Source organism: Rothia gullae (genome assembly GCF_024294905.1).
Classification (GTDB): domain Bacteria; phylum Actinomycetota; class Actinomycetes; order Actinomycetales; family Micrococcaceae; genus Rothia.
In genome coordinates, this window is record NZ_JANCOC010000005.1 from 32842 (window position 1) to 59837 (window position 26996).

16 protein-coding genes and 4 tRNA genes are annotated in these 26996 nt (G+C 61.0%); 8 read left to right on the top strand and 12 right to left on the bottom strand.

Annotation, left to right across the window (positions count from 1 at the left end; genetic code table 11):
- Nucleotides 1–10 precede the first annotated feature (10 nt).
- From thrB to argS, 5 genes are all read right to left on the bottom strand, one after another.
- Nucleotides 11–979: a homoserine kinase gene (gene thrB, locus NML54_RS04435; protein WP_254756092.1), complete on the bottom strand. Its 969-nt coding sequence runs from the start codon at nt 977–979 to the stop codon at nt 11–13.
- A gap of 123 nt (nt 980–1102) precedes the next feature.
- Nucleotides 1103–2203: a threonine synthase gene (gene thrC, locus NML54_RS04440; RefSeq protein ID WP_254756093.1), complete on the bottom strand. Its 1101-nt coding sequence runs from the start codon at nt 2201–2203 to the stop codon at nt 1103–1105.
- A 167-nt stretch (nt 2204–2370) separates the two neighbouring features.
- Nucleotides 2371–3660: a homoserine dehydrogenase gene (locus tag NML54_RS04445; protein ID WP_254756094.1), complete on the bottom strand. Its 1290-nt coding sequence runs from the start codon at nt 3658–3660 to the stop codon at nt 2371–2373.
- 302 nt (nt 3661–3962) lie between these two features.
- Nucleotides 3963–5483 (bottom strand): diaminopimelate decarboxylase family protein, encoded by a 1521-nt coding sequence (locus NML54_RS04450; protein ID WP_254756095.1) that lies wholly within the window; start codon nt 5481–5483, stop codon nt 3963–3965.
- An 83-nt stretch (nt 5484–5566) separates the two neighbouring features.
- Entirely contained in the window at nt 5567–7231 is a 1665-nt protein-coding gene (argS, locus tag NML54_RS04455; protein ID WP_254756096.1) for an arginine--tRNA ligase, read from the bottom strand.
- 74 nt (nt 7232–7305) lie between these two features.
- On the opposite strand from argS, the gene NML54_RS04460 reads away from it, so the two are divergent.
- The 3 genes from NML54_RS04460 (at nt 7306) to NML54_RS04470 (ending at nt 9860) form a co-directional block, all read left to right on the top strand.
- A tRNA-Arg gene (locus NML54_RS04460) sits at nt 7306–7379 on the top strand.
- Between the two features lie 277 nt (nt 7380–7656).
- Nucleotides 7657–8604, top strand: coding sequence for an NADP-dependent oxidoreductase (locus tag NML54_RS04465; protein WP_254756097.1), 948 nt, complete (start codon nt 7657–7659; stop codon nt 8602–8604).
- A gap of 14 nt (nt 8605–8618) precedes the next feature.
- Nucleotides 8619–9860 carry an alpha/beta hydrolase gene (locus NML54_RS04470; RefSeq protein WP_254756098.1) on the top strand — a complete coding sequence of 414 codons (1242 nt, stop codon included), beginning with the start codon at nt 8619–8621 and terminating at the stop codon, nt 9858–9860.
- Between the two features lie 18 nt (nt 9861–9878).
- Here NML54_RS04470 and NML54_RS04475 read toward each other — a convergent pair whose 3' ends face one another.
- Nucleotides 9879–10340: a helix-turn-helix domain-containing protein gene (locus tag NML54_RS04475; protein ID WP_254756099.1), complete on the bottom strand. Its 462-nt coding sequence runs from the start codon at nt 10338–10340 to the stop codon at nt 9879–9881.
- 285 nt (nt 10341–10625) lie between these two features.
- Here NML54_RS04475 and hrpA point away from each other — a divergent pair, with 285 nt between their 5' ends.
- Nucleotides 10626–15128, top strand: coding sequence for an ATP-dependent RNA helicase HrpA (hrpA, locus tag NML54_RS04480; RefSeq protein ID WP_254756100.1), 4503 nt, complete (start codon nt 10626–10628; stop codon nt 15126–15128).
- A 393-nt stretch (nt 15129–15521) separates the two neighbouring features.
- On the opposite strand, the gene NML54_RS04485 is transcribed toward hrpA, so the two are convergent.
- The 5 genes from NML54_RS04485 to NML54_RS04505 form a co-directional block, all read right to left on the bottom strand.
- A tRNA-Val gene (locus tag NML54_RS04485) sits at nt 15522–15593 on the bottom strand.
- A gap of 24 nt (nt 15594–15617) precedes the next feature.
- Nucleotides 15618–15688: transfer RNA gene (locus NML54_RS04490), tRNA-Cys, on the bottom strand.
- A gap of 47 nt (nt 15689–15735) precedes the next feature.
- Nucleotides 15736–15808: transfer RNA gene (locus NML54_RS04495), tRNA-Gly, on the bottom strand.
- 414 nt (nt 15809–16222) lie between these two features.
- A complete protein-coding gene (locus NML54_RS04500) occupies nt 16223–19567 on the bottom strand; it encodes a bifunctional [glutamine synthetase] adenylyltransferase/[glutamine synthetase]-adenylyl-L-tyrosine phosphorylase (protein ID WP_254756101.1) in 3345 nt (1114 codons plus the stop codon).
- Between the two features lie 246 nt (nt 19568–19813).
- Nucleotides 19814–21154, bottom strand: a complete 1341-nt coding sequence (locus tag NML54_RS04505) for a glutamine synthetase family protein (RefSeq protein ID WP_254756102.1) — start codon at nt 21152–21154, stop codon at nt 19814–19816.
- A gap of 415 nt (nt 21155–21569) precedes the next feature.
- On the opposite strand from NML54_RS04505, the gene NML54_RS04510 reads away from it, so the two are divergent.
- Nucleotides 21570–23411 carry a geranylgeranyl pyrophosphate synthase gene (locus NML54_RS04510; RefSeq protein WP_254756103.1) on the top strand — a complete coding sequence of 614 codons (1842 nt, stop codon included), beginning with the start codon at nt 21570–21572 and terminating at the stop codon, nt 23409–23411.
- 72 nt (nt 23412–23483) lie between these two features.
- A complete protein-coding gene (panB, locus tag NML54_RS04515) occupies nt 23484–24398 on the top strand; it encodes a 3-methyl-2-oxobutanoate hydroxymethyltransferase (RefSeq protein ID WP_254756104.1) in 915 nt (304 codons plus the stop codon).
- Nucleotides 24399–24564: 166 nt separating this feature from the next.
- Here panB and NML54_RS04520 read toward each other — a convergent pair whose 3' ends face one another.
- Nucleotides 24565–24822: a hypothetical protein gene (locus NML54_RS04520; RefSeq protein ID WP_254756123.1), complete on the bottom strand. Its 258-nt coding sequence runs from the start codon at nt 24820–24822 to the stop codon at nt 24565–24567.
- Between the two features lie 255 nt (nt 24823–25077).
- On the opposite strand from NML54_RS04520, the gene map reads away from it, so the two are divergent.
- Both map and ppgK read left to right on the top strand, forming a co-directional pair.
- Nucleotides 25078–25989, top strand: coding sequence for a type I methionyl aminopeptidase (gene map, locus NML54_RS04525; protein WP_254756125.1), 912 nt, complete (start codon nt 25078–25080; stop codon nt 25987–25989).
- A 143-nt stretch (nt 25990–26132) separates the two neighbouring features.
- Nucleotides 26133–26984, top strand: coding sequence for a polyphosphate--glucose phosphotransferase (gene ppgK / locus NML54_RS04530; protein ID WP_254756127.1), 852 nt, complete (start codon nt 26133–26135; stop codon nt 26982–26984).
- The last annotated feature ends 12 nt before the right edge of the window (nt 26985–26996 follow it).

Consider the following 26996-nt stretch of genomic DNA (forward strand, 5'->3'; position numbering starts at 1 on the left):
TAATAACGTCCTACTGAGTAACTATAACACCTTCAGTGTCAATTTCAAGGGGAAGCACCCGCCAGTTCAAGCGGCGATCCGCAATAGCGCTACCAGGGTGAGTCACCTCAAACTCGGCAATCGCCTCCTGAACCTGTCGCACCTGCTCGTCACCGTGCGCAAAGGTCAAAACGGTCGGGCCAGCGCCAGAAATCACCGCAGCAAAACCCTGACTGCGCAGGTACGCAACCAGCACAGCGGACGGCTCCATCGCGGTCACGCGGTACCCCTGATGCAGGTAATCCACGGTCGCATCCATCAGGTACTCGGGAGCATCAGAGAGAGTGCGCACCAGCAAGGCCGCACGAGCCGAGTTCGCCACCGCCTCAACGTGGGGCATCTGCTCAGGAATCAGCGAACGAGCAAGCTTTGTCGACACCTCATAATCGGGCACAGCCACCACAGGGTGAACCTCAGGATGCACCGGAATAATCAAGGTCTTCCAGTTGCCCATCTCACCCCAGGATACCGACAGGTTGCCGTAAATCGCCGGAGCCACGTTATCCGGGTGGCCCTCCATATCGGAGGCTACCTGCAGCATCTGCTCACGGCTCAGACGGTGCGCCTCCGGCAGCAGACCGCTCGCCGCAGCCACGCCCGCTACAATAGCCGACGCCGAAGAACCCATACCGCGAGAATGCGGAATCTTATTATCAGCAATCAGCTTCACCGGCGGCAGTTCACCCAAACCAGCCGCCGCAAAACCAGCCTTCATCGCCCGCAAAACCAAGTGGCTCTCGTCGCGAGGAACATCCGCGCTACCCTCACCACTGAGCTCAAACTCCAGGCCGGATTCAATACGCTCAACAACCAGCTCATCATAGAAGCCAAGACCCAAACCCATGCTGTCATAGCCGGGACCCAAGTTAGCGCTCGTAGCGGGAACGCGAACCTTAACGGACGCGCCCACCGGAATATCAGAAATATGCAGGGAAGACATGAGAAGAACCTCGCGATTGGTGACGTAATGAGTGAATAAGTGAAAGATACAAAAAGGGGCTGTCATGCAGGTGCACCCCGCCCCGCAAACACGGGACGGAGTGCACATCGCAGTATGAACAGACTAGTTCAAATCAAGAATATCTGCCACAGCAACCACGTCGAAGGGAGCCTTAGTCGGCTCAACCTTCACACCATTAACAGCCTCTAGAGCCCACTGCGGGTCTTTCAGACCGTGACCGGTCACAGTAATCACGATGGTCTTACCCACGGGGGCTTCACCGGCGCGGTGCTTCTTCAGCAGACCCGCAACGCCAGCAGCCGAAGCCGGCTCCACGAACACGCCCTCGCGGGCAGACAGCCAGCGGTGCGCCTCCAGAATCTCCTCATCGGTGACAGCCTCAATCACGCCGCCAGATTCATCACGAGCAGCTTCAGCCTTCTCCCACGACGCGGGGTTACCGATACGGATCGCGGTCGCAATGGTCTCAGGAGCCTCAATCGGATGACCAGCAACGATCGGTGCAGCACCAGCCGCCTGGAAGCCCCACATGATCGGGCGCTTGGTCGCAACCGGCTCCAGAACCTTACCGTCACGGTTGGTGTAAGGCTCCGAGTACTCCTTGTAGCCCTTCCAGTACGCGGTAATGTTACCCGCGTTGCCAACCGGCAGCAGGTGGTAATCGGGAGCGTCACCCAGGGTGTCAACAACCTCAAACGAACCGGTCTTCTGGCCCTCAATACGGTAAGGGTTGACCGAGTTCACTAGGAACACCGGGTAGTTCTCGCTGAGCTTGCGAGCAATCTCCAGGCAGTTATCGAAGTTGCCGTCAATCTGAATGATGTCAGCACCGTGAGCGATAGCCTGAGACAGCTTACCCATAGAAATCTTGCCGTCCGGAACCAGCACCGCACAGCGCATACCAGCCTGCAGAGCGTACGCAGCAGCCGAAGCGGAAGTGTTACCGGTCGAAGCACACACAACAGCCTTCGCACCGTCACGCTTAGCGGCGGTCATCGCGCTGGTCATACCACGGTCCTTGAACGAACCGGTCGGGTTCATCCCCTCAAACTTCAGGTAAACGGTGTTGCCGGTCTCAGCAGACAGCGCCGGCGCGTGAATCAGCGGGGTACCACCCTCGCCCAGGGTCACAGCCTTCACATCGTCTGCGAAAGGCAGACGGTCACGGTACTCATTGATAACGCCCTGCCACACGTGTGCCATTGGCTTCTCCTTCAATCTTGGCGCCCCGCCCGCCGAACCTCCCATAGGTTCGGCGCGGTAGCGGGTACGCGGGTTCGTTCGTGAGCGATGCCCCCACAAGCGAACATCGCACGTTTAGTGAGCGGCACAAGCCGCATGACGCTTTCGCGCCCAGTAATTCTCAGTGCCTAGTGCTTCTCGGACTCCACGCGGATGACCGAGTTCACCTCACGCACAGTGTCCAGAGCGTCAATCACAGCAATCGCACGGCGCAGATCGGAATCCTTCGCCGAATGGGTCACCATACGAATCTGAGCCGCACCCTCCTTCGGGGTGGACTGACGCAGAGAATCAACAGAAATACCGTGCTCAGTCAGGATGCGGGTAATGTTCGCGAGAACACCCAGGCGGTCCTCAACCAGAACACCCACCGAGTAGCGAGACACCACGTTATCCAGGCTGGTTGCGCGCAGCTGCGCGTGAGAAGTCTCCGGAACACCGGGACCACCCAGCACCAGACGACGAGCCAGGGACACGAAGTCACCCAGAACAGCCGAAGCAGTCGGTGCGCCACCCGCACCGGGACCGTAGAACATCAGCTCGCCAGCGTTCTCCGCCTCAACAAACACAGCGTTGAACGCACCGTGCACGCCCGCCAGCGGGTGCTGACGAGGAATCAGGGTCGGGTTCACGCGAATGTTCGCGCCGCTCTCACCCTCACGCTCACAAATAGCCAGCAGCTTGATGACGTAACCATCAGCATCCGCGGCAGCAACATCATCAGCGGTGATGGAAGTAATACCCTCGGTGTGCACATCATCAATAGTGAACGTCGAGTGGAACGCCAAAGAAGCAACAATCGCAGCCTTCGACGCGGCGTCGTGGCCCTCAACGTCAGCGGTCGGGTCAGCCTCGGCGTAGCCGAGCTTCTGAGCCTCAGCCAGCGCGTCCGCGAAGGATGCGCCGGTGGTGTCCATCTGGTCAAGAATGTAGTTGGTGGTGCCGTTCATGATGCCCAGAACACGGGTCACACGGTCACCAGCCAGGGAGTCACGCAGGGGGCGCAGAATCGGGATAGCACCCGCAACAGCAGCCTCGTAAGAAAGCTGAGCGCCAGACTCATCAGCGGCAGCCTGCAGCTCCACACCGTGCTTAGCCAGCAGAGCCTTGTTACCGGAGACCACAGACTTACCCGCCTTCAGAGCACGCAGAATGCGAGTGCGAGCCGGCTCAATACCGCCGGTCAGCTCGATGACCACATCCGCCGCATCAATCAGGGATTCAGCGTCAGTGGTGTACAGCGAGGGGTCCGCATTCCAGTGGCGGGATGCATTAGTATCGCGCACAGCAATACCGATCAACTCCACGGGCGCGCCAATGCGCTTTTCAAGGATGGCGTTATCCTCGACCAGGATGCGAGCCGCCTGGGAACCGACATTACCGGCACCAAGCAGTGCTACTTTGATCTTTTCAGCCACGATAGTCTCTTTCTACGGTCTGTTCCGGGTTCGCCCCGGTATCTCTTCGGGCTACGGCGTGGATGCGGCGCAGAGCACGCACCCAACAACCACTTTATCAAGAGGCAGGGACGGCTCAGCAGCCTCGAGCTGCGACTTTTACTCTCTGAGATGAGGTATCCCTCACAGTTATGAGGTGAACCTTATCTTCTGTGATGTTGTGAACGCACAAAACCGTGAAGACCCCGCCCGCAACCGCCACCTCACGGCGCGCATTGCAGAGACGGGAACTTCACGGCTTTTCATGATGTCTGAAAGGGTTCTTAGATATCCGAACCCATATCCAGGGCCAACATATCCTCCTCACGCTGACGACGAATCATCACGCGAGAAGGCTTGCCATCAGCAGTGGCAATCACCGGCGGGCGAGTCAAGAAATTATAGTTCGAACCCAGCACATAGCAGTACGCGCCGGTCGCCGGAACCGCCAGAGTATCGCCAGCCTGCAGGTCAGCCGGCAAGTAGCAGTAACGAACCACCACATCGCCAGACTCGCAGTGCTTACCCACCACGCGAGAGAGCACCTGCTCCCCCGCCGGGGCACGATTCGCCAGGGTCACCGAATAATCCGATTCGTACAGCACCGGGCGGGCGTTATCGCTCATACCGCCGTCCACCGAAACGTAGCGGCGCACGCGAATCTCGCCGTTCTCATCCTCAATGCTCACGTTCTTAATGGTGCCCACCGTGTACAGGGTCGCCCCCGAAGGACCAGAAATAGAACGGCCCGGCTCGAATGACATGTGCGGAATCGCCATGCCCAGGCGCTCGCAGGTTGCCGCGACGGAAGCGGCAATCGACTCGGTCACCTCGGTAATGGAGCGGGGGTGATCCGCCTCGGTGTAGCCGATGCCGTAGCCACCACCCAGGTCCAGTTCCGGCAGGGTCACGCCCAGGTCACGGTTGAGGCGGTTCATGAACTCCAGGGCGGTAGTAGCCGCCTGCTCGAAGCCTTCCGCCTCAAAAATCTGCGAACCAATATGGCAGTGAATACCGCGGAAATCCAGGGAATCGGTCGCATTCAGAATCGCGGCAGCCAGAGCCGCGTAAGAATCGGTAGACTCAACACCCCAGTACTCCAGCTCCTCCTCATCCAAACCGGCGAGCGCGGCGGTGCCCGGCTGCAAGGACATGCCGAACTTCTGGTCCTCGTGCGCAGTCGCAATGGACTCATGGGTCGAGGCATGCACACCGGGGGTGATACGAATCAGCACCGGAACCGGGGCATACGGCTCCTCGCCCTCAGCCACACGCTCGGCGGCAAGCTCAGCGTACACGCGCTCAATGAGCTTGAGCTCGTCCACCGAGTCAGCCACCACACGGCCCAGGCCGTTACGGATTGCGCGGGCAATCTCGGCCTCCGCCTTGTTGTTACCGTGCAGGGCGATATTCGCACCGGGCACCTGCGCGCGCAGAGCCAACGCCAACTCACCGCCGGAGGCGGTATCCAGGCACAGACCTTCCTCGGTCGCCCAGCGTGCCACAGCGGTGGACAGGAACGACTTGCCGGCGTAGTAGACGCTCACCTTCGCACCGTGCGCGGCGAAAGCCTGCTCAAAAGCGGTGCGGTAGGCGCGGGCACGGGCGCGGAAGGTCGTCTCGGAGAAGACGTACTGCGGGGTTTCGTGCTCAGCAACCAAATCGCTGACAGTCACGCCGTCGATGCAGAGCTCGCCCTGCTCATTGCGGGTGAAGGAATCCGTCCAGATGGTGCGGGACAGTGCTTCGGGGCGCTCGGGGTAGGTAAGCCATTCGGGGGCGTAGAGGGAGCGGGATTCGCTCATCGTATCTCTTTCTTAGCTATCTTTGTGGGCATGCGTTCAACCCCCGCCCCGGTAGCACCGGGTCGGGGGTTGAAACGAGAGTATTACATGCGCTCGGGTGCGCTCACACCCAGCAGGTTCAGGCCGTTAGCCAGCACCTGCTGCGCTGCGTTGTTCAACAGCAGGCGGGTACGGTGCAGATCGGTGACCTCTTCATCCGCCTTGGGGGCTACACGGGAGACGCCGTACCAGCTGTGGTACGCCGAAGCGAGCTGCTCCAGGTAGCGATTCACACGGTGCGGCTCGTAGAACTTCGCGGCATCACGCACAGCGGCGGGGAACTGGCCGAGTACAGCCAGCAGCTCGCCGTCAGCACCCGAGTCGAGCAGGGCGGTGTCCACGCCGTCCTCAACCTTCACGCCAGCCTCCGCGGCGTTACGTGCCACAGCGGCGGTACGTGCATGAGCGTACTGCACGTAGTAGACCGGGTTCTCGTTGCTCTTGGAAGTCAGCAGACCCAGGTCAATGTCGATGGGGGTATCTACCGAGTAGCGGGTCAGCTCGTAGCGAGCCGCGTCAACGCCCACAGCCTCGACCAGGTCCTCAAGGGTGACCACGGTACCGGCACGCTTGGACATGCGGACGGGCTTGCCGTCCTTGACCAGGTTCACCAGCTGACCGATCATGACCTCAATCTGGTCGGGGCGGTAGCCAAGAATCTGGGCGATAGCCTTCAGACGGCCCACGTAGCCGTTGTGGTCAGCACCGAGCATGTAGATTGCCACGTCGGCGGGGTTTTCTACACGGGTCATCTTGTCCTGGTAGTAGGCGATATCGCCCGCCACGTAGGCGTGGTTGCCGTCAGACTTGATGACCACGCGGTCCTTATCGTCGCCGTAGTCGGTGGTGCGCATCCACCATGCGCCGTCAGCCTCGAAGAGCTGACCGTTCTCGCGCATGGTCTCAAGCAGGGCGTCCACCTTGCCGCCTTCAAACACGGAGTTCTCGTGGAAGAACACGTCGAAGTGAGTGCCGAATGCCGCCAGGGACTCCTTGATCTGATCGAACATCAGGTGAGTTCCGATTTCGCGGAAAATCTCTTCGGGGTTCTCAGCCTCAAGCGCGTCAGGGCGCTGAGCCAGGATTTGGTCCTTAATGTCAACAATGTACGCGCCAGCGTAGCCGTCCTCGGGGGTCTCCTCGCCGCGGGCAGCGGCAATCAGGGAGCGCACGAAACGGTCAATCTGGGTGCCATGGTCGTTGAAGTAGTATTCACGCACGACATTAGCGCCCTCAGCCTCAAGGACGCGGGCGAGCGCATCGCCGACAGCAGCCCAGCGGGTACCACCCAGGTGGATGGGGCCGGTGGGGTTCGCGGAGACGAACTCAAGGTTGATGGTCTTGCCGGCGAACTTGTCGCTGCGGCCGTATGCTTCGCCAGCTTCAACGATGGTGGCGGCAAGCTCACCAGCAGCTGCGGCGTCCAGGGTGATGTTCAGGAAGCCGGGGCCAGCAATATCTACGGATGCAACACCGGCGATGGCGCCGATCTTCTCTGCCAGAAGAGCTGCTGCCTCACGCGGGTTCTTGCCCACCTTCTTGGCGAGCTGCAGAGCGACGTTGGTTGCCCAGTCGCCGTGTTCGCGGGACTTGGGGCGCTCCACTCGGACGGCGGGCAGTTCAGCGCCCTCCACGAGGGTCAGCTGGCCGGAGGAAATGGTTTCTTCAAGGGCAAGCGCAATGGCTTCGGAGAGTTCTTCGGGAGTCATAACAAACTATTCTAGCAAGCTTTGGCAAGTGCCTGACCGTTTATCTAGTGCTTATCTGATATCATGGGTGGGTTGCCTCTGTAGCTCAGCGGATTAGAGCACCAGTTTCCGGTACTGGGGGTCGAAGGTTCGAATCCTTTCAGGGGCACGATGTTCTTATTCGAGAGGGAACACGGGAGCCGATATCCGAGGCGTATTGTTCGGGTATCGGCTCCTTTTTTATTTATCCACTCAACCTGTTATGCATAAAGCCTGCGCCGGGTGGCCGTTCCTACCAGCTCCATCTTCAACCTCAGACTTCAACCTCAGAGGGTGGACACTACCCGCCTGCCTGTTGTGTCAACGCTAACAGCCTTGAGAGAATGGGAAAACGCGCACACCCGTCACATCAGCACGGCTCAAGTCACAACAGCGGAGGTAACCCGATGACCACCATGCGCCAGATTCAGCTCACCGAATGGGGCAACGAAAGCGTTCTGCACGAAGCAAACGTGCCTATCCCCTCGCCGGTGCGCGGTCACGTGCTCATCAAGACGGTTGCCGCCGGTGTCAACCCAATTGATGTGACCACTCGCAAGGGCCTGGGTCCCGCCGCTCAGCTGGCAGATCCGTCGTACAAGCCCTTCGTGCCCGGCTGGGATATTGCCGGCACCGTGGTTGCTACCGCCGGCGACTACACGGGTTTTAAAGCGGGCGACGGCGTATTTGGTCTTGTTTCTTTTCCATACCCCGCCGGTGCGTACGCCGAGTATGTTCTCGCGCCGGCGCATCAGCTGGTGAAGGTACCCGCCGATGTTCCCTGCGCGCAATTGGGCGGCGCTCCCCTGGCGGCGCTGACCGCATACCAGGCACTCTTCGAAGTGGCGCGATTGAAGGAAGGTGAGCGCGTTCTCATTCACGCCGGTGCCGGAGGGGTCGGTCACCTCGCCGTTCAGTTGGCGGCGCAAGCTGGCGCTCAGGTTTTTGCGACCGCCTCCGCCGCGAACCACGAGTTTGTGCGCTCGCTGGGGGCCCAGCCTATTGATTACCGCGCCGAGGATTTCCGCGCTGTACTGGGTCAGACCATGGACGTGGTACTCAATTCCACCGGTCAGCAGACTTTCCTCGATTCGCTGGAGGTGCTGATTCCCAGCGGCCGCATTGTCACCCTGACCAGCCCCGACCCACTGGATGTTGCGCGTGAGCGCGGCTTCGAGGCGCAGTGGCTGACGGTTCACCCGGACCGCACGCAGATGCAGGAAATTGCCCGCCTCATGTCCGTGGGCCTGTTGAAGGTACACGTGGATCAGGTGCTTGAGTTTTCGCAGGCTGCGCAGGCTCACGCCCTGGTGGCGACGGGTCGCACCCGCGGCAAGATCGTACTGGTTCCCTAACGCGGCGCTGATTCATGCAGACTTCTGAGAACGCACCGAAGGTTGAGGGCGCGCTGAACGCTGAGGACTCGCCGAATGTAGAGAGCGCGGCAACCGTTGAGAGTACCGATTACCGCTCCGGTTTTTACCGCGAGGCGGGCTTTTACGATGCCCACTCGCTACCCGACTACGGCGCACAGTCGCCGGTAACTCGCGAAGCATTCGCCTACGATTTCTTCCCCGCGACCGGGGATATCTCTTCCCCCGTGCCGCTACTGGTGTGGGTTCACGGTGGCGCCTGGCGCTTCGGCACCAACCAGGCCCTACGCGGCACTATCCTGCGCACCCCTGGCGGGGAGCAGCCTAATGCCCAGGCGCTCATGCGCGCCGTTTTTCAGAAGGCAGGCTGGGCGGTCGCATCCATCAACTACCGGTATTCGCATCAGGCACTCTTCCCGGGGGCCCTGCACGATGTGAAGGAGGCCGTGCGTTTCTTCCGCGCCAACGCGCACGAATTCGGCATTGACCCGCAACGCATTGCGGTAGCGGGCGGAAGCGCCGGCGGGCATCTGAGCATGCTGGTTGCGCATACAGGAGATTCCGCCGCCGGTGCCTCTGCATCTGAGGATTCTGCATCTGAGGATTCTGTATCTGAAGATTCTGCATTTGGGGATTCTGCGAGCGCACCCGAGCACGACGAATACTTTGAAGGTAGGGCGGCGAGCGCCTACCCGTCCCACAGCTCGCAGGTGGCGGCCGCGGCTTCATTTTACGGGGTCAGCGATTTGAGGACTATCTTCACCGACCGTCCCCTGGCTGGCTACGCCCTCGACCACCCCGAGGATGACGGCGCCGAATGGCGGCTACTGGGAAGCACCCACCCCGTACCCGCAGACGTGTCGACTATCGACGCTTCCAAGGGTGAGCGAGCGGTTCCGGGTATCTGCATCGAGCGCGCCCAAAAGAACTGGGAGCGTGCGCATCCCATTGATGCGGTACAGCCCCAGAAACGAGTAAATAAGGTCGAAAGTGCCTCTGCGCAGGGAACGAGCGGCGGGGGCACTGCCCTGATGCTCGTGCACGGTATTAGCGATTCGTGTGTTCCGTACCAGCAATCGGTGCGGGTGTATCAGGCGCTGCGCACGCGGCAGGTGCCTACCGATTTGGTGCTGGTTCCCGATGCAGAACACGGGGATTCGCGCTGTTTTAGCCCCGATATTGTTCAGCAGATGCTGCTATTTCTCAACCGCGCTGTTCAGTTCAACCGTAGCGTGTAGCTTGAGCGGTTCGACAGGTTAGCGAACGCGGTGGTTCACGTATTCGTGCTCAAGGCGGTAGCGTTCGAGGTCATCAAAAGCAACGCGACGGTGCGTGTTAATGCGCTCGAACGGAATATCTCCGCGCTCCAGCAGGCGAACAACGGTCGGGCGGGATACGCCCAGGTAGTCTGCCGCCTCCTGCGTGGTCATGAGGCGGTCCTGGCGTACCACGCAGACTTCCTTACGGTCAGCGAATGCGCGCGCTACGGAGGTGAGGGGTCCGTACATTTCGGGGGAAATCTGTACGCGCTCACCGTCGCCGGTGACCAGGTAGAGGGTTTCTTCGGCGCTGAGGCGGTCGAAGTGGGTGTGCAGACTCGCGTGGACGAGGGCTTGGAAGAGCTCTTCGCAGCGGTGGTGAATTTCTTCCTGCTGTCCATCTTCGCAGCAATCCAACACTGCAACACGTGTTGCCGGGTACGTCTTTGGTGATGGCATAGTCACTCCTTCGTTACTGTGTTATTCACCACTGTAGCAGTTGAATGAAACTATCGAAAGAAAGTTAAGAAGCGCAGTTAATTCGTATCTACGGTGCATAAAATTCAGATGAATAATTATTAATTCAATAGATAGCATTTGATGTCATTTATTGTACATTAACTGCTTGCCTGGAGTCAGTATTTCGCCGCCGCCCACCCCGGGGTTCCCGCGAACAAACCCAAATATGACAAACAAAGCACACCCCAAGCCCACCGTGGGCAGGGCGAGTACACTGGAGAGGATATGTCTGAGCAGAAATCCACGAAAAAACACGCAGATACTTCTAAGGCCCCCCGCACCGCCCCCACTATGGCGAGCATGGCCGCCGCAATCCACGCGGCAAAGGTACGATCCTCCGAAAAGACCGGCGAAAAAACCGCAGATAAAACTACTGAGAACAACGCGGTAAAAAAGGGCGCCCAGAAGAATAGCACCCAGAAGAATAACGCAGACCGCAAGAACTCCTCCCGCGGCACCTCAGAACGCAACTCCAACGCCTCCCGCGCTAACCGACGCGGAGGCGGCACCAACCGCACCCGCAAGCAGGGCAACCAGCAGGACGACAATAAGAGCAACCAGCAAAACCGCCCGGCACCGCGCCGCTACGAGCCGCTCATCCCCGAGGTCATCACTTACCCCGAAGAGCTGCCCGTCAGCGAACGCCGCGAAGATATCATGAACGCGATCCGCGACAACCAGGTCGTCATCATCGCGGGTGAAACCGGCTCCGGTAAAACCACCCAGATTCCCAAAATGTGCCTCGACCTGGGTCTGGGAGAGAAGGGCCTCATCGGCCACACCCAGCCACGCCGACTCGCCGCACGCTCCGTCGCCGAACGCATCGCCGAAGAACTCGGACAGAAAATCGGCGAAACCGTCGGCTACCAGGTGCGATTCACCTCCGAAGTCGGCGAACACAGCGCTATCAAGCTCATGACCGACGGCATTCTGCTCGCCGAAATTCAAAACGACAAGCTGCTGCGCCGCTACTCCACCCTCATCATTGACGAAGCGCACGAACGCAGCCTGAACATTGACTTCATCCTCGGCTACCTCAAGCGAATCCTGCCGCAGCGCCCGGATCTGAAGGTCATCATCACCTCCGCGACCATCGACCCGGAGCGTTTCGCACGCCACTTCTCCCCCAGCTACGTGCCGGGCAAGGGCATCGTCGACGAAAACCTCAGCGCCGAAGAACGCGAAATCGCCGAAGCGATCCTGCCCGACGACGCGCCGCCCATCATTGAGGTGTCCGGCCGAACCTACCCCGTGGAAATCCGCTACCGCCCGCTCGACGAGGAAGACTACCTCAGCGACGACGAAATCGAAGACGACCACGACCCCACCGACGGCATCCTCGACGCTATCAAGGAACTCTCCAAGGAAGCGCCCGGTGACATCCTCATCTTCTTCTCCGGCGAACGCGAAATCCGCGACGCCAAGGACGCCATCGAAGCAATGGTTCTCAAGTCGCCGCGCCTGAACTACGAAGTGCTACCCCTGTACGCGCGCCTCTCGCTCGCCGAACAGCACCGCGTGTTCTCCCCCGGATCGCGCCCGCGCATCGTGCTCGCCACGAACGTTGCCGAAACCTCGCTGACCGTGCCCGGCATCAAGTACGTCATCGATACCGGCACCGCACGCATCTCCCGCTACTCGGCGCGCACCAAGGTTCAGCGCCTGCCCATTGAACGCATCTCGCAGGCAAGCGCCAACCAACGCTCCGGTCGATGCGGCCGCGTCAGCGACGGCATCGCAATCCGCCTCTACTCCGAGGAAGACTTCAACTCGCGCCCCGAGTTCACCGACCCCGAAATTCTGCGCACCAACCTAGCAGCCGTCATCCTGCAGATGATCGCAATCGGCGTGGTCCGCGAACCCGGCGATATCTCCCGCTTCCCGTTTGTGCAGCCGCCCGCATCCCGCGCCATCAATGACGGCGTGAACCTGCTACGCGAACTCGGCGCGCTCACCGAACGCCCCCGTCAGCCCCGCAAGGGCCGCGGCAATAGCGCAACCCTCACCGCCATCGGCCGAGCCATGGCGGCATTCCCCGTGGACCCGCGCCTCGCCCGCATGATTATCGAAGGCGGCCGCCGCAACTGCGCCAAGGAAATGATGGCGCTCGCCGCCGCCCTGACCATCCAGGACCCGCGCGAACGCCCCGCCGACGTGCGAGCCGAAGCCGACGCGATGCACGCCCGCTTCGTCGACGACACCTCCGACTTCTACTCCTTCCTGCTGCTCTGGGACTACATCAACGAGCAGCAGGCGGCGCTGTCCTCCTCGCAGCTACGCAAAATGTGCCACCGCGAATACATCAACTACCTGCGCATCCGCGAATGGCAGGACCTCTTCGCCCAGCTACGCGAAATGGGACGCACCGCCAACATTCACGCCAGCGGCGGCAGGGATATCAACGCCTCCGCCCACGAAATCGACATCCACAAGAGCCTGCTCTCCGGCCTGCTCTCGCACGTAGGTGTCAAAGAAGAACGCGAAAAGGACTCCAAGGGACGCAACCGCGGCCCCCGCGAATACCTCGGCGCACGCGGCACCAAGTTCGCAATCTTCCCCGGCTCCGGTCTGTTCAAAAAGAGCCCCGACTGGGTACTCTCCGCCGAACTCGTCGAAACCTCCCGCCTGTGGGCGCGCACCAACGCCTCCATCGACCCGCAGTGGATCGAAGAAATCGGCAAACACCTCATCAGCGTGCAATACTCCGAACCGCACTGGTCCCTCAACTCCGGCGCGGCAGTCGCCTACGCCAAGGGCACCCTCTTCGGCCTGACCATCTACGCCGACCGCCCGGTACAGTACGCCCGCGTAAACGCCGCCGCAGCCCGCGAACTGTTCATCCAGTCCGCCCTCGTCGAAGGCCAATGGCACACCCAGCACAAGTTCTACCTACGCAACCAGCGCGCCCTCGCCGAAGTCGAAGAACTCGAAGCACGCTTGCGCCGCCGCGACCTGCGCGTAGACGACTCCGTACTCTTTGCCTTCTACGACGCGCGCATCCCCGCCCACGTCACCGATGTGCGCGCCTTCGATAAATGGTGGAAACAGGCACGTCTCGAAGACGACAACTACCTGGACTTCAACCCCGAAAAGCTCATCAACGAGGAAGCCGCCGACTACGACGACTCTCAGTTCCCCCGCCAGTGGGTGCAGCGCACCGACAGCGGCGAACTGACCCTCGACCTGCGCTACGAATACGCCCCCACCGCCGGCATCGGAGGCGCCCGCACCGACGCCGCCAAGCGCGACGGCGTAGCAGTCCAGGTACCCATCCTGTTCCTCAACCAGCTGAACCCCGAACCGTTCTGCTGGCAAATCCCCGGCCTGCGCCACGAACTCGTCACCGCGCTCATCAAATCGCTCCCCAAGGCGATTCGACGCAACTTCGTACCCGCACCCGACGTAGCACGCGCCGCCTGCGCCGCCCTCGAAGAGGACTACTCCCCCGCAACCGACGCGCTCATCCCCTCCCTGGCACTCGTACTACGCCGCCTGCGCGGCGTTGTTATCGAGCCCGAAGCCTTCAACTGGGACGCCGTGCCCGAACACCTGAAAATGGGATTCCAGGTGCGCAACGCACGCAACAAAATCCTGGGCGAAGGCAAGGATCTGCGCGCCCTGCAACAGCAGCTCCACAAGGAGATTCGCGGCGCCCTCGCCGACTCCCTCGGCGCATCCGACGACACCATGGCAAAAATGGTGGCACTCGCGCAGGGTGGATCAGGTAACTCAGGCGGCTCGGGCAACTCGGGTAGCTCCGCGGCTTCTGCCCAGAAGAGCGCGAAGAACGCTCAGAGCGGCACCGCTCAGGTAGCTAATGCGCACGGTTCGCAGGTACGCGAAATTAGCGGCCTCACCGAATTCCCCGCCGATCTCTTTCCCAACGGAGAAATCCCCCGCAAGGTACAGCGCATTATCGCCACCCAGGCAGTCAACGGATACCCAGCCCTCGTCGACGAAGAAACCAGCGTAGGACTGCGCATCTTCCCCACCGAAGCCGAACAGCTCCACGCACAGCGCCGCGGCATCATCCGCCTGCTCCAACTGCAGGTGCCCTCGCCCGTACGCTACGTGAGCGAACACCTCTCCCACAAGGAGAAAATCGTCTTCACACAGAACCCGCACGGCTCCATCGACGAACTCATCCGCGACTGTACCGTCGCGGCACTCGACCACCTCGTGCCGCACACCCCCATCTTCACGCACACCGAATACAGCGAACTCTACGAGCACGTGCGTGCCGAACTCATCGAGACGGTCTTTAACGTCACCAAGCTCGTCGCCGAAATCCTCTCCGAAGCAACCGCGCTGAAGAAGGCAATCAAGAAGGCAACCTCGCTGACGACCATGCACGCCGTCTCCGACGTGAAGGCACAGATGGAGAACCTCGTCTACCCCGGATTCGTGGCGAAAACCGGCTACGACCAGCTGGTTCACATCCCGCGCTACCTCAAGGCCGCCCAGGTGCGCCTGACGAAGCTCGGCCCAAACCTGCACCGCGACAACCAGCTCATGCTCACCGTGCAGGACCTGGAAGACTCCTACGATAACGCGCTCAAGTCGCTACCGGCAGGCACCATCGTGCCGGATGCGCTCCGCCGCGTGAACTGGATGATTGAGGAGCTGCGCGTCAGCTTCTTCGCCCAGGAGCTTGGTACCGCTTACACGGTGTCTGAAAAGCGCATTGCAAAGGCTCAGCGTGAGGCGCTGGACGCTGTCAAGCGCTAAGTAGTACAAAGAGTCCCCCGCACGATTACCTCGTGTGGGGGACTCTTCTATCTCTATGGTTTTCTGCACCTGGTGGGCCGGCAAGCTATGCACTTCCTCCGCTCCTGCAGGGGAACCCGCCGCGCCCGGACGCTCCGCTCTTCCTTGCTTCGCTGCGGAGAGCGCCCGGAACGGCACCCTGATGTCGCTTCCGGAAGGCATAGCCGCCTCCACTCGCGAATTGGCAAGAACGTACCGAGGGGCAGGCGTCCTCCGTAGTGACATCAGGGTGCCCGAAGCGAAGCGAGGGCGGGTCCCCTGTAGGAACAAGGAGGAACATCGTCCCTCCGCAAACAAAGAAACTAAAAAGTTAAACACAAAAACCCTTAGCTCGAAAGCTAAGGGCTTTATCTGTGCGCGATACTGGGATCGAACCAGTGACCTCTTCCGTGTCAGGGAAGCGCGCTACCGCTGCGCCAATCGCGCTCACAAAACAGTTGTTTTGTTGCGAGGTGAGGACGGGATTCGAACCCGCGTACACGGCTTTGCAGGCCGCTGCCTAACCACTCGACCACCTCACCGCATACGCTCCACAAGGGAACGCGTTCGAACTCTTGGAGTCCTTACGAGCGGTTGACGAGACTTGAACTCGCGACATCCACCTTGGCAAGGTGGTGCTCTACCAACTGAGCTACAACCGCATATCAGCGTATTCAATTTGAATCATTCCGTTGGAGTTTTTCGCTCCGTCGTGCTGACAGGTAAATACTATACGGGGTTTTTGAGTGTTTGCCAAATCCTTTGCAGATCACCATGTGTTCCGCGTGTTTCCGGGGCAGACCGGGGTATTTGGGCTCGTTTTTGGGGCGTGTAAGCAAAATTTATTTTCATGGTGCCAGTCACATTTTCGGGATTTTGGGGTGGCTACTGTTCCCGTGAGGGTAACGGCGGGCGCACGATGTCCGCCACGATGTCTGCAGAACATCCACAAAATTTTTCACAAGGACACGAAAAGGAGGGGCGGGGAACCAGGTTCCCTGCCCCTCCCCTATGAAATTCGCACCGACAAAATGCCAGGCTACAAAATGCCAGGCTCATGTTTTTCTGGATTCTTTTTAGAGCTCTTCGAAGAAGAGGCGTTCGTAGACCTTACGGGCGTTGCGGGTTTGGCGCAGGTAGTCCTCTTCGAGGGCGCGTGCACTGCCGGCGGGGTATCCGCACCAGCGGGCGATTGCTTCCAGGTCGGCACGTCCCGAGGGTAGGGTGTCGGATTGGCGCACGCCGCGCAGTACATTGCCGCCGCGAATCTTCGTAGCGAGTAGCCAGGCGCCGCTGAGGATTTCAGCGTCCGCGGCCTCGACCAGCCCCGTCTCAACCGCGGCGTTTAGCGCCTTCAGGGTGGAGGTGGTGCGCAACCCGGGCACAGCGTGCGCATGGCACAACTGTATGAGCTGGACTAGCCATTCCACGTCGGAGAGTCCGCCGCGACCGAGCTTGAGCTGGCGGGTGCGGTCGGCACCGTGTGGCATGCGTTCGTTTTCAACGCGCGCTTTCATACGGCGAATCTGCTGCACCTGTTCGGGTGTGAAAGTTGCCGGGTAGCGGTACGGGTCGATGAGCTCCACGAAAGCGCGTCCGAGCGCCTCGTCACCAGCGATGGGGCGGGAGCGGGTGAGCGCCTGGAACTCCCAGGTTTCCGCCCAGCGTTCGTAGTAGGAGCGGTAGGAGTCCAGCGAGCGCACGATAGCGCCCTGCTTGCCTTCGGGGCGCAGGTCGGCGTCCACTTCGAGGGGCCGTTCGGCGCGAATGGCGGGTTTGACGGGCTGTTTGAGGAGCATCAGGGTGCGGTTGACGATGCGTGCCGCCTGTTCCTGCGCGGCGTCTTCGTCGGCCCCGTCGAGGGGTTCGTGGACGAACATGACGTCCGCGTCGGAGCCGAAGCCGTTCTCGGCGCCGCCGAGGCGACCCATGCCGATGACGGCGATTCGGGTGAGCAGCTTCTCCCCCGCTACCTCCTCAGCTTCGGTGTCTTCCGGTGCCGTTTGGAATTCACGCAGGGCAATCTGCAACGCCGCACCGATTGTGTACTCGTCGATGGCGGCAAGATCGGCGCAGGTGTCCTCAACGTCGACGATGCCCAGGGTCCAGCCCATGGCGGTGCGCAGGGTTTCGCGGCGGCGCAGGTAGCGCACGGCGCGCATCGCCTCGGCGGGGTCCTCATGTCGTGCCAGCAGGGAGGAAATCTCGGAGGCGAGCGCTTCCTCCCCCAGCGGTTTGAGGTCGGCGACCTTGTCCAGCCAGGCGATGGAGGCGGAGGCGTCCTCGAGCAGGTCGGTCATGGGGCGCGAGCTGGAGAGTAGCTGGCTGAGGCGTTCGGCAGCTGCGGGTGAGTCGCGGAGCATGCGCAGGTACCAGCTGGTGCTGCCGAGCGATTCGGAGACGATGCGGAATCCGAGCAGGCCGGCGTCCGCGTCCACACCGCGAGCGAACCAGCCCAGCAGCACGGGCATGAGGTGCCGCTGAATATCTGCACTGCGGGAAAGTCCCGTGGTGAGTGCCTTGATGTGGCGCATGGCGCCGCGCGGGTCGCGGTAGCCGAGGGCTGCGAGGCGGTCCTGGGCCGCCTGCTCGCTGAGTATCACTTCGTCGCGGCTGAGCGTGGAGACGGCGGCAAGTAGCGGGCGGAAGAAGATCCGTTCGTGCAGTAAACGGACGTTTCGTTTAATTTTCTGCCATGCCTTGAGCATCTGCTCGGCGGAGAGCGTGCCATTGCGTTCCGGGGAGAGGATCGAGCGGGCGAGGGCGCGCTGTTCGGCGTCTTTCTCGGGCATCAGGTGGGTGCGACGCAGCTGCTGCAACTGGATGCGGTGCTCGAGCACCCGCAGCTTCTTATAGTCGCGGCTGAATGCTTCGGCATCGGTGCGGCTAATGTAGCTGACGGCGGTCAGCGCCGCGAGCGAATCCACGGTGGACTTGGTGCGCACTGCGGGGTCGGTTCGACCGTGTACGAGCTGCAACAGCTGCACGGTAAACTCAATATCGCGCAAGCCGCCCGGGCCCAGCTTAATCTGGCGGTCTACCTGGTGTGAGGGAATGTTGTCGGTCACGCGGGCGCGCATCGCCTGCACGGATTCCACGAAGGATTCACGGGCGGCGGACTCCCACACGAAGGGGTCGATTGCACGGGCGTAGCGGGCACCCAACTGCGCCGAACCGGCGATAGGACGCGCCTTGAGCAGCGCCTGGAACTCCCAGTTTTCTGCCCAGCGCTTGTAGTACTGAACGTAGGATTCGACGGTGCGAACGAGCGGGCCGTCCTTACCCTCGGGGCGCAGGTTCGCGTCGACCTCCCAGAGGGCAGGTTCGGGTGCGGGGCCCATGATGGCGCGGGTGAGGGCGTGTACGAGCTCCGTGCCGATGGTGGAACATTCGTTCTCGGTGAGCTTGAGCGGGGTGCTCTCCCCCTCCGCCCCGGCATTGGGCGCAGCGCCAGCGGCGGCGGGTTCCACGGGCGCAACCACGTACACTACGTCAACGTCAGAGATGTAGTTCAGCTCGCGGGCACCGCACTTACCCATGCCGATAATCGCCAAGTCCAGGGCGTCTACGGCTTCGCCTCGGCGAGGAGCCGCCAGGCCGGGCCCCAGACCCTCCGCCACTTCAGTGCGCGCAATGGCGAGCGCACCCTCCAGCGCGGCGGCAGCCAAATCGGCGAGGTGACGACCGATGGTGGGCATCATTTCGACCGGGTCTTCGCAACACACGTCGAGCAGGGCGATGCGCGCCAGGGCGGCGCGGTAGGCGACGCGCAGGGTCACATAGCCCTCTTTGCCGGTCTGCTCTGCGGCAGCGCGCGGACGCTCCGCGTGGGGGTCGGCACCGAGAGCGGTAAGGATGTCACGGCGGTAGGGGGTGTCCAGCGGTGCGATGGGTGTCAGGAATTCCCCGTCGGTTTCCGGCAGAATCGACGCCGGGTGCTGGGAGCGAATCAGCACGCTCTCAGCCGGGTACACCTGCGTGTCGAAGAGCGGATCAATGTGTTCGGCACGGCGGTAGAGAAAATCGCCAATCGCCTGGGATGCGCCGAGCAGGCGGTACATGCCGAATTCTTTGTCGCCACGGTTGGCGCGTTCGGCGACCGCCGGGTGCTTCTCGATGAGGCGCACGAGGGCGGGCAGGGCAATATCCGGTGAGGGTGCGAGGCGCAACCCGGAAAAGAGCGCGTCCTGCGAGACGTGCTTCAGCTCGGGTGCGTTGAGCCAGCGTTCTGCTTTGGACGGGTCGTGGAAGCCGGTGGAAATCATGCGGGTGCGCAGGCGTAGCTGGGCTTTGCGTTCGGCTTCGGCGCGTTGCTCGTCGTCGAGTGCGTCGGGGGCGATGTCGGTGAGCGGTTTGGGTTCTTTAGCGGGGTCGATAATGCGGATGAGCCCGGTTGCCGGGTAGTGGGAGCTGTCAGTCATAGCGTGAGAACCGTAGGTAGAGAACTGGGGTTAGAGAACTATGGGAGGAGAGTAGATTCGGGGTGGAGAGTATATATTTCGGCGGCAAAAATCGGCAGCAAAAATCAGCGGTGAACGGTGCAGCCAATAGGTGTATTTGATAGGCCTGTGGGCGGTACCCGCCGGCGTATTACCGGTAGCGGGCACCGCCCGCCCTGATGCTGTCAGCGCTCACTCATCCTATGAGGAGGTGAGAGGGTCGAGCCGTCAGAGGATTCCGAGGTTGTGCTTGAGCTCGTACGGGGTTACCTGAGCCTGGTACTGATCCCAGTCGGCGCGCTTATTGCGCAGAAACTGCTCGAAGACCTGCTCGCCCAGAACCTCCGCCATGAACTCGGATTCTTCGGTGAGGTTAATGGCTTCACGCAGGGACGCGGGCAGCGGGTTGTAGCCCATGGCGCGGCGTTCGGCGTTGGTCATGGCAGCGAGGTCTTCGGTTACGGCGGGCATGAGCGGGTACTCGTTTTCGATGCCCTTCAGACCTGCTGCGAGAATCACCGCGTAGGCGAGGTACGGGTTTGATGCCGAGTCCAGGCCGCGGTACTCGATGCGGGCGGACTGCATCTTGTTCGGCTTGTACAGTGGCACACGCACGAGGGCGGAGCGGTTGTTGTGGCCCCAGGAGACATAGGACGGTGCCTCGCCGCCGCCCCAGAGGCGCTTGTAGGAGTTGATGAACTGGTTGGTGACCGCGGTGAATTCGGGGGCGTGCTTGAGCACACCAGCGATGAAGTGGCGTGCGGTCTTGGACAGCTGGTATTCGGCACCGGCTTCGAAGAATGCGTTAGTGTCGCCTTCGAAGAGGGAGAAGTGGGTGTGCATGCCGCTGCCGGCGTACTTGGTGAAGGGCTTGGGCATGAAGGTTGCGTACATGCCGAGCGAGTAGGCGACTTCCTTGATGACGGTGCGGAAGGTCATGACGTTGTCGGCGGTCTGCAGGGCGTCGGCGTGGCGCAGGTCGATTTCGTTCTGGCCGGGGCCGGTTTCGTGGTGGCTGAATTCGACGGAGATGCCGACTTCTTCGAGCATGGTCACTGCCTTGCGGCGGAAGTCCTGCACGATGCCGCCGGGGGTGTGGTCGAAGTAGGATTCGTAGTCCACGGGCACGGGGAATCCGTCAACGCCAAGTTTGGAGGATTCGAGCAGGTAGAACTCAATTTCGGGCGAAGTGTAGCAGGTGAAGCCCATCTCCGCAGCCTTGTTGAGCACGCGCTTGAGCACGCCGCGGGTGTCGGAGGCGCTGATCTCACCGTCGGGGGTGAGCACGTCACAGAACATGCGGGAGGTGTAGTCTTCCTCGCCGCGCCAGGGCAGGATCTGGAAGGTGGAGGGGTCCGGCTGCAGCAGCATGTCAGATTCGTAGATGCGGGAGAAACCCTCAATCGAGGAGCCGTCAAAGCCCAGGCCCTCGTCGAAGGCGCTTTCTACTTCAGCCGGTGCGAGCGCAACGGATTTGAGGGTGCCGACCACGTCGGTGAACCAGAGGCGGATGAAGCGGATGTCGCGCTCTTCGATGGTGCGCAGTACGAATTCCTGTTGGCGGTCCATGAGTTGCCCTCTCGGTGCGGGCGCGCATCCGCGTGGTACCCGTCTGTGGGTGGCGGAGGCGCGCTAAATTTGATGCCGAGGTGAAGAAGACCCTGTTGCGGAATGTCCTGCATGTCCCTTGGGTTTCCAAGGGGTTGCGGCGGGTTGTGTACCAGCGGTGCTGGTGCCTCCTTGCCCCGGCGTGTGTCCTGTTGTTATCTAGCCTATCGGGTTCTGCTGTGTGGCGGGTGGGTGGGAGGTTTCGTTTGTGTAAATTCTCTTTTCGTGTGCTGCGGTAGCTCAGATTCTGGGCGATACCGGGGCCTCTCCCCCACTTTCTGCGGTGCGGGTTATGTTCAGATGCCTAGCGGATTCAGATATCTGGCAGATGGCGGTTCGCGGGGCGTGGTCGGGGTCGCCTTGCGATAATGGGCGTATGCTACATTCCGTTCTTTTCTCATCAGCTTCGCAGGCGCTGCCCGCACAGGTGGCGCCCGCACAGATTCCTCTAGCGGCAAGCACGCTGGTTGTTGCTGACCCCACCGGGCTTGAGTGGCTGCTACTTATTGCCGCCCCCATTGTTTTCTTGGTGTTGTATCTGGTCTGCCTTTTTGCGGTTGCGGTCTTCGGTCCAACAGTCATGAAGAATAACAAGACCGGTGGTGCGACCTACCTGCTGGACCGCCCCTCCCGTGTAGCGTTTAGGATTCGCACCCTGGCGTTTTGGGTGCTGGTTGGTGCGTTTGTGGAGTTCATTTGGACCGGTTACACGGGCCGTTTGGGTTCGAACGCGGCTATTCCGGTCATTATTTTTAGTTGGTCGTGGAAGTACACTTTCTTCTTCTTGCCGCTTCAGGTAATTCGTTCCTGGTATGTTCACGCAAGCCGCGGCAAGTATGATGCGCTGTCGGCTGAGGGTGCTCAGCGCCGTGAGAAGCTGAACCGTAAGAGCGCTTACGAGGTGTCGAAGATGATGCAGCGTAACCCGCAGCAGTTCGCCATGAATAAGGAGTTGCATACGCTAGCGCGCGGTCAGAAGATTGCGGGTGTGCGTCCGTTCCAGCACCTTGATGAGGCGGGTAAGAAGCGCCGCACGAACTATACGGTGGAGCTGGCTGTGGCGCTCATGCAGGCGCGTGCCATGAACCCCGGCAAACTTCCTTCGGAGGCGTTCGGTGAGAGCATCCTGGGTATGGGTGTTGGCATTACGTCTGATCGGGCGGTGGAGCAGACCTGGTTGACTCTGTGCACGGAGCGTGTCAACGCGCCGGATGCGCCGAACTACCCGGATTCGCTGTACCCGGTGGCTGCTCGTTTTTCGCTGTTTACCACGATATCGCTATTGCAGCCGGTGATGGGTCGCCCCTATTCGCCGTTTACTGCGCCGGATGCTCGTCGTTTTGTGCCGCGTGATTTCTCGGCGGATACTGCGCTGTTGAAGACTGAGGAGCTGGGCAAGAAGGCTTTGGCGCAGAGCGCTATTTTCCGTCAGATTCATGAGCGTCTTTTGCCGTTGCATCAGCAGCAGCCTCAGCTGGTGGATGGCCGCGCGCTGGCGTATTGCGGTGCCCTGCTGGTAAGCGTGGCGAAGGCGGAGGCGGAGAGCCAGCGGTTGGCGAACCAGATTCTGACGACGGCTGCTTCTGAGCGTGGCATCCTGTCCTTTGGTGTGTTCTCGCAGATTTCTGAGGATTATCAGTGTGTTCAGCGTCTGCTGAATCTGATGGTGAAGGCGACCGCCGACGTTGAGCGTTTCATCAACGCTGTGGAGGCGCTGGTGCAGATGCATTCTGGTCCGGTTCAGCCTTCCGGTATCGCGTACGAGAAGGTGCAGATGGAGTACATTGCTGCTCTTCTTGACGTTATTGTCTTCTCCTCGCACGCCCCGCTCGCCGGTTCTATTCAGGCGTCTTACGCCCTGCTGAAGGCAGACTATGAGGCGTTTACTTTCAACACCACCGATGAGCTGAGCCGTAGCTACTGGCTGCAGTACGCGAAGAACGCGGTGAACGCCTGCGATACGGGTCTGTCTCAGGGCTATGAGGGTTTCTTCGATAACGATGCGGCGCTCCCGGCGTGGGAATCCTACGCGGAGGACGTCGTGAAGGAAGTCTGCACCTATTCGATCATGCAGCTGTACTGGGATGCTCTGGTGCAGCAGGCGCTCATTCAGCGCGATTTGCCGCGTGAGTTTAGTGATGCTTCTTCCGCTATTCCGGAGCTGATGAATAAGAACGCCGCTGCGTCGTTCCCGACCTACTACATTAACCTCATCTAGAACTAGGCATAGTTGTTCCCTCATGGTGAGCGGTACGCCAGGTTGGAGCCGTGCAGGGTTAGAATAGTCAGCATGACTACTGAGCGTTCTTCCGAGATCTCTTCGCCCTACGCGGCACAGCCTGCCGCTACCCCCGCGGCTGCTCCCGCAATTGCTTCTGCATCGAAGCCTTTTGACCTGGACACCGTCAAGAAGGTTCGTACCGTTCACCTGGCTCAGGCTAAGGCGACCGGTCAGAAGTTCTCCATGCTGACCTGTTATGACGCTCTGACGGCGCAGATTTTTGATCGCGCCGGCATCGACATGCTCCTGGTGGGCGATTCTGCGGCGAATGTGGTGCTCGGTTACGAGTCGACCCTGACCATTTCTCTGGATGAGATGATTCCTCTAGTTGCGGCGGTTTCTCGCGGTGCATCCCGCGCCATGGTGGTTGCTGATCTGCCGTTTGGCTCCTATGAGCAGTCCCCGCAGCAGGCGGTGGCGAGCGCTGTTCGCCTGATGAAGGAGGGCGGCGCGCACGCGGTCAAGATTGAGGCTGATGCGTCGATGGCTGAGTGGGTTCGTGCCCTGGTGCGTACCGGTATTCCGGTGGTGGTGCATGTTGGTTTCACCCCGCAGTCGGAGCATGCGCTGGGCGGTTTCCGTGTGCAGGGCCGCGGCAATGCGTCTGAGCGTGTTCGTGAGGATGCGGTAGCGCTGGCTGAGGCTGGCGCGTTCTGCGTGCTGATGGAGATGGTGACTGCCCAGACTGCGCAGCTGGTGGATGAGGCTGTGGGCGCTGTGCCGACGATTGGTATTGGTGCCTCGAATGTGACCACCGGTCAGGTGCTGGTGTGGCAGGACATGATGGGTGTTCGTTCCGGTCGCGTGCCGCGTTTTGTGAAGCAGTTTGCGCAGGTCGGTCAGGTCATGGAGGACGCTGCGCGTGCTTATCGTGAGCAGGTTCGTTCGGGTGAGTTCCCGGCGGCTGAGCACACTTTTGAGTAGGCTTTAGGCTGAAACAAAAGCTCGAGAAGAAAAGCTTGAAAAGAAAGACCCCCGTATCCGGTGCTCCGGGTGCGGGGGTCTTTTCGTCTCAGACTGTATGCCTGTTGAGCGGCGTGCGCCTTGAGTGTGGCTGAGGGCGTTGGGCAAGGCTGAGGATGCTCGTTCTTTAAAGCCAGCCGCCGTCCTTTTCCCAGGTGTCGTTGCGTTCGCGGGCGCGGTCCATGGCGTGTGCCGCCTCCTCGTAGGTTTTGAAGGGGCCCCACAGGGAGGTGACGGCGCTCTGCTGGCCGCGTTCAACCTCGCCGGTAGACAGGTTGTACCAGTACTCTTCAGGTTGCGGGCTGGTGGCTTCGGTCGCGGAGTTCAGGGTCTTTTCGACCGCCGATTCGATGGCTTCGCTCAGGCGGTGCTTGTGGTGGCTCATGGTTCTCCTTCGACGGTGAGGGGTTGGTGTTTCTAGCTTCTCACGCGCGTAGGTTCGTGGCAATGAGGCGGGTGGAGCTTCTCACGGCATTCCCCCTCCACGGTCTTCTACCCCTGCCTTCCGCCCGCACAGTTTTGCCTCTAGCGTGCATGAAATTTTATTCACAATCTGGGAAAAAGGTACGGCTTATGTATCCGCCGCTTTTTAGCGCCCCCGCAAGGGACACAACCCGCCCACGCCCGGTAAGATGAAACTATGTCTTCAACCAAAACGAATACTTCACACAATCTTCCCGCAGAGCCCGGTCGAGCACCCGTCGGTTGCCTGGCCCCCGGACGCATCACCCCCATGCGCCCGGTCCCCTCGCATATTGTTCGCCCCGAGTACGTGGGTAAGCCCACCGCCAACGAGGGTAACGACTCGAACATGTACACCCCCGAGGAAGTTGAGCGGGTTCGCGCAGCCGGCAAGATTGCGGCAGGCGCCATCGTTGAAGCATCCAAGATTTGCGTACCCGGCACCACCACCGACGAGATTGACGTGCTGGTTCACGAGTACATTTGCGACCACGGCGCGTACCCCTCCACCGTGGATTACCGCGGCTACCCCAAGTCCGTGTGCACCTCCCTGAACGAGGTCATCTGCCACGGCATCCCGGACTCCACCGTGCTGGAGGACGGCGACATCCTCAACCTGGACGTCACCGCATACCTGGACGGCATGCACGGCGACACCAACAAGACCCTGCTCGTCGGCAACGTAGACGAAGAGTCCCGCCTGCTGGTTGAGCGCACCGAAGAGTCCCTGAACCGTGCGATTAAGGCTGTGAAGCCGGGCCGCCAGATCAACGTGATTGGTCGCGTCATTGAGAAGTATGCGGCACGTTTCGGTTACGGTGTGGTTCGCGACTACACCGGTCACGGTGTGGGTCGTGAGTTCCACTCGGGCCTCATCATCCCCCACTACGATGCGGCACCCGCCTACGACACCGAGATCCGCGAGGGCATGATTTTCACGATCGAGCCCATGCTGACCCTCGGCACCATCGAATGGGACCTGTGGGACGACGACTGGACCGTGGTCACCCGTGACCGCAAGCGCACCGCGCAGTTTGAGCACACCCTCGTGGTGACCGCTGACGGCGCGGACATCCTGACCCTGCCCTAAGCGCAGCCCTCTGGGTTTCCTACTTGTGCAGGTATGGTGCAGGTACGAGCCCAACACCTCACTTTTATATCAATTCCCCCACTGACAAGCCCGCCCACTCCCCTAGGTTACACGGCAGTAGGCGGGGCGAAAGAGAGAAAACCATGAGCGAATACGCAGAACCCGGCGTCATCAACGAGCTGCCCGCCCCCACCTCCAAGGACCTGCAGATCGGTGTGGACATTGGAGGCACCGGCATTAAGGGCGGCATCGTTGACCTGCGCACCGGTAACCTCGTGTCCGACCGCTTCCGCATCGACACCCCCAAGCCCGCAACCCCCGCCGCTGTGGCTGAGGTTGTACGCCGCGTAGTCGACGAGCTGCAGGGCCGCGACCTGGCGCCGGACCCCGAGTCGGCTGTCGGCATCGACTTCCCCGCAGTGGTGAAGAACGGCATGGTTTTCTCTGCCGCGAACGTGGACGACTCCTGGATTAACACCGACCTGGAGCAGGTCATGAGCGAGGCGCTGGGCGGCCGCGCCGTCTACGGCCTCAACGACGCTGACGCAGCCGGTCTGGCTGAGGCAACCTACGGTCAGGGCCGTAACCGTGACGGCCTAATCGCTGTCATCACCCTGGGCACCGGTATCGGTTCCGCCCTCATCAACGACGGCGTGCTGATCCCGAACACTGAGCTGGGCCATCTGGAGATTGACGGCCACAACGCCGAGTCTCAGGCTTCTGCTCGTGCCCGCGAGGTACACGAGCTGTCCTGGAAGAAATACGGCAAGCGCCTGTACCGCTACTTCGAGCACGTTCAGATGCTCTTCTCCCCCGACCTGTTCATCATTGGCGGCGGCATCTCCAAGAACCCGGAGAAGTTCATGCCCTACTTTGAGGATCAGATTCGTACCCCCATGGTCATGGCTGCCCTGCGTAACAACGCCGGTATTGTGGGCGCGGCGCTGTGGGCTGGCGGCATGCTGCAGGAACGCAAGCGCCGCGGCGAAGTGTAAAGTGTAGCTACA

Bases quoted from the DNA above. Each gene is read 5' to 3' on its own strand.
- thrB (WP_254756092.1), bottom strand. From the start codon at position 979: ATGTCTTCCCTGCATATTTCTGATATTCCGGTGGGCGCGTCCGTTAAG.
- thrC (WP_254756093.1), bottom strand. From the start codon at position 2,203: ATGGCACACGTGTGGCAGGGCGTTATCAATGAGTACCGTGACCGTCTG.
- NML54_RS04450 (WP_254756095.1), bottom strand. From the start codon at position 5,483: ATGAGCGAATCCCGCTCCCTCTACGCCCCCGAATGGCTTACCTACCCC.
- argS (WP_254756096.1), bottom strand. From the start codon at position 7,231: ATGACTCCCGAAGAACTCTCCGAAGCCATTGCGCTTGCCCTTGAAGAA.
- NML54_RS04465 (WP_254756097.1), top strand. From the start codon at position 7,657: ATGACCACCATGCGCCAGATTCAGCTCACCGAATGGGGCAACGAAAGC.
- NML54_RS04470 (WP_254756098.1), top strand. From the start codon at position 8,619: ATGCAGACTTCTGAGAACGCACCGAAGGTTGAGGGCGCGCTGAACGCT.
- NML54_RS04475 (WP_254756099.1), bottom strand. From the start codon at position 10,340: ATGCCATCACCAAAGACGTACCCGGCAACACGTGTTGCAGTGTTGGAT.
- hrpA (WP_254756100.1), top strand. From the start codon at position 10,626: ATGTCTGAGCAGAAATCCACGAAAAAACACGCAGATACTTCTAAGGCC.
- NML54_RS04500 (WP_254756101.1), bottom strand. From the start codon at position 19,567: ATGACTGACAGCTCCCACTACCCGGCAACCGGGCTCATCCGCATTATC.
- NML54_RS04505 (WP_254756102.1), bottom strand. From the start codon at position 21,154: ATGGACCGCCAACAGGAATTCGTACTGCGCACCATCGAAGAGCGCGAC.
- NML54_RS04510 (WP_254756103.1), top strand. From the start codon at position 21,570: ATGCTACATTCCGTTCTTTTCTCATCAGCTTCGCAGGCGCTGCCCGCA.
- panB (WP_254756104.1), top strand. From the start codon at position 23,484: ATGACTACTGAGCGTTCTTCCGAGATCTCTTCGCCCTACGCGGCACAG.
- NML54_RS04520 (WP_254756123.1), bottom strand. From the start codon at position 24,822: ATGAGCCACCACAAGCACCGCCTGAGCGAAGCCATCGAATCGGCGGTC.
- map (WP_254756125.1), top strand. From the start codon at position 25,078: ATGTCTTCAACCAAAACGAATACTTCACACAATCTTCCCGCAGAGCCC.
- ppgK (WP_254756127.1), top strand. From the start codon at position 26,133: ATGAGCGAATACGCAGAACCCGGCGTCATCAACGAGCTGCCCGCCCCC.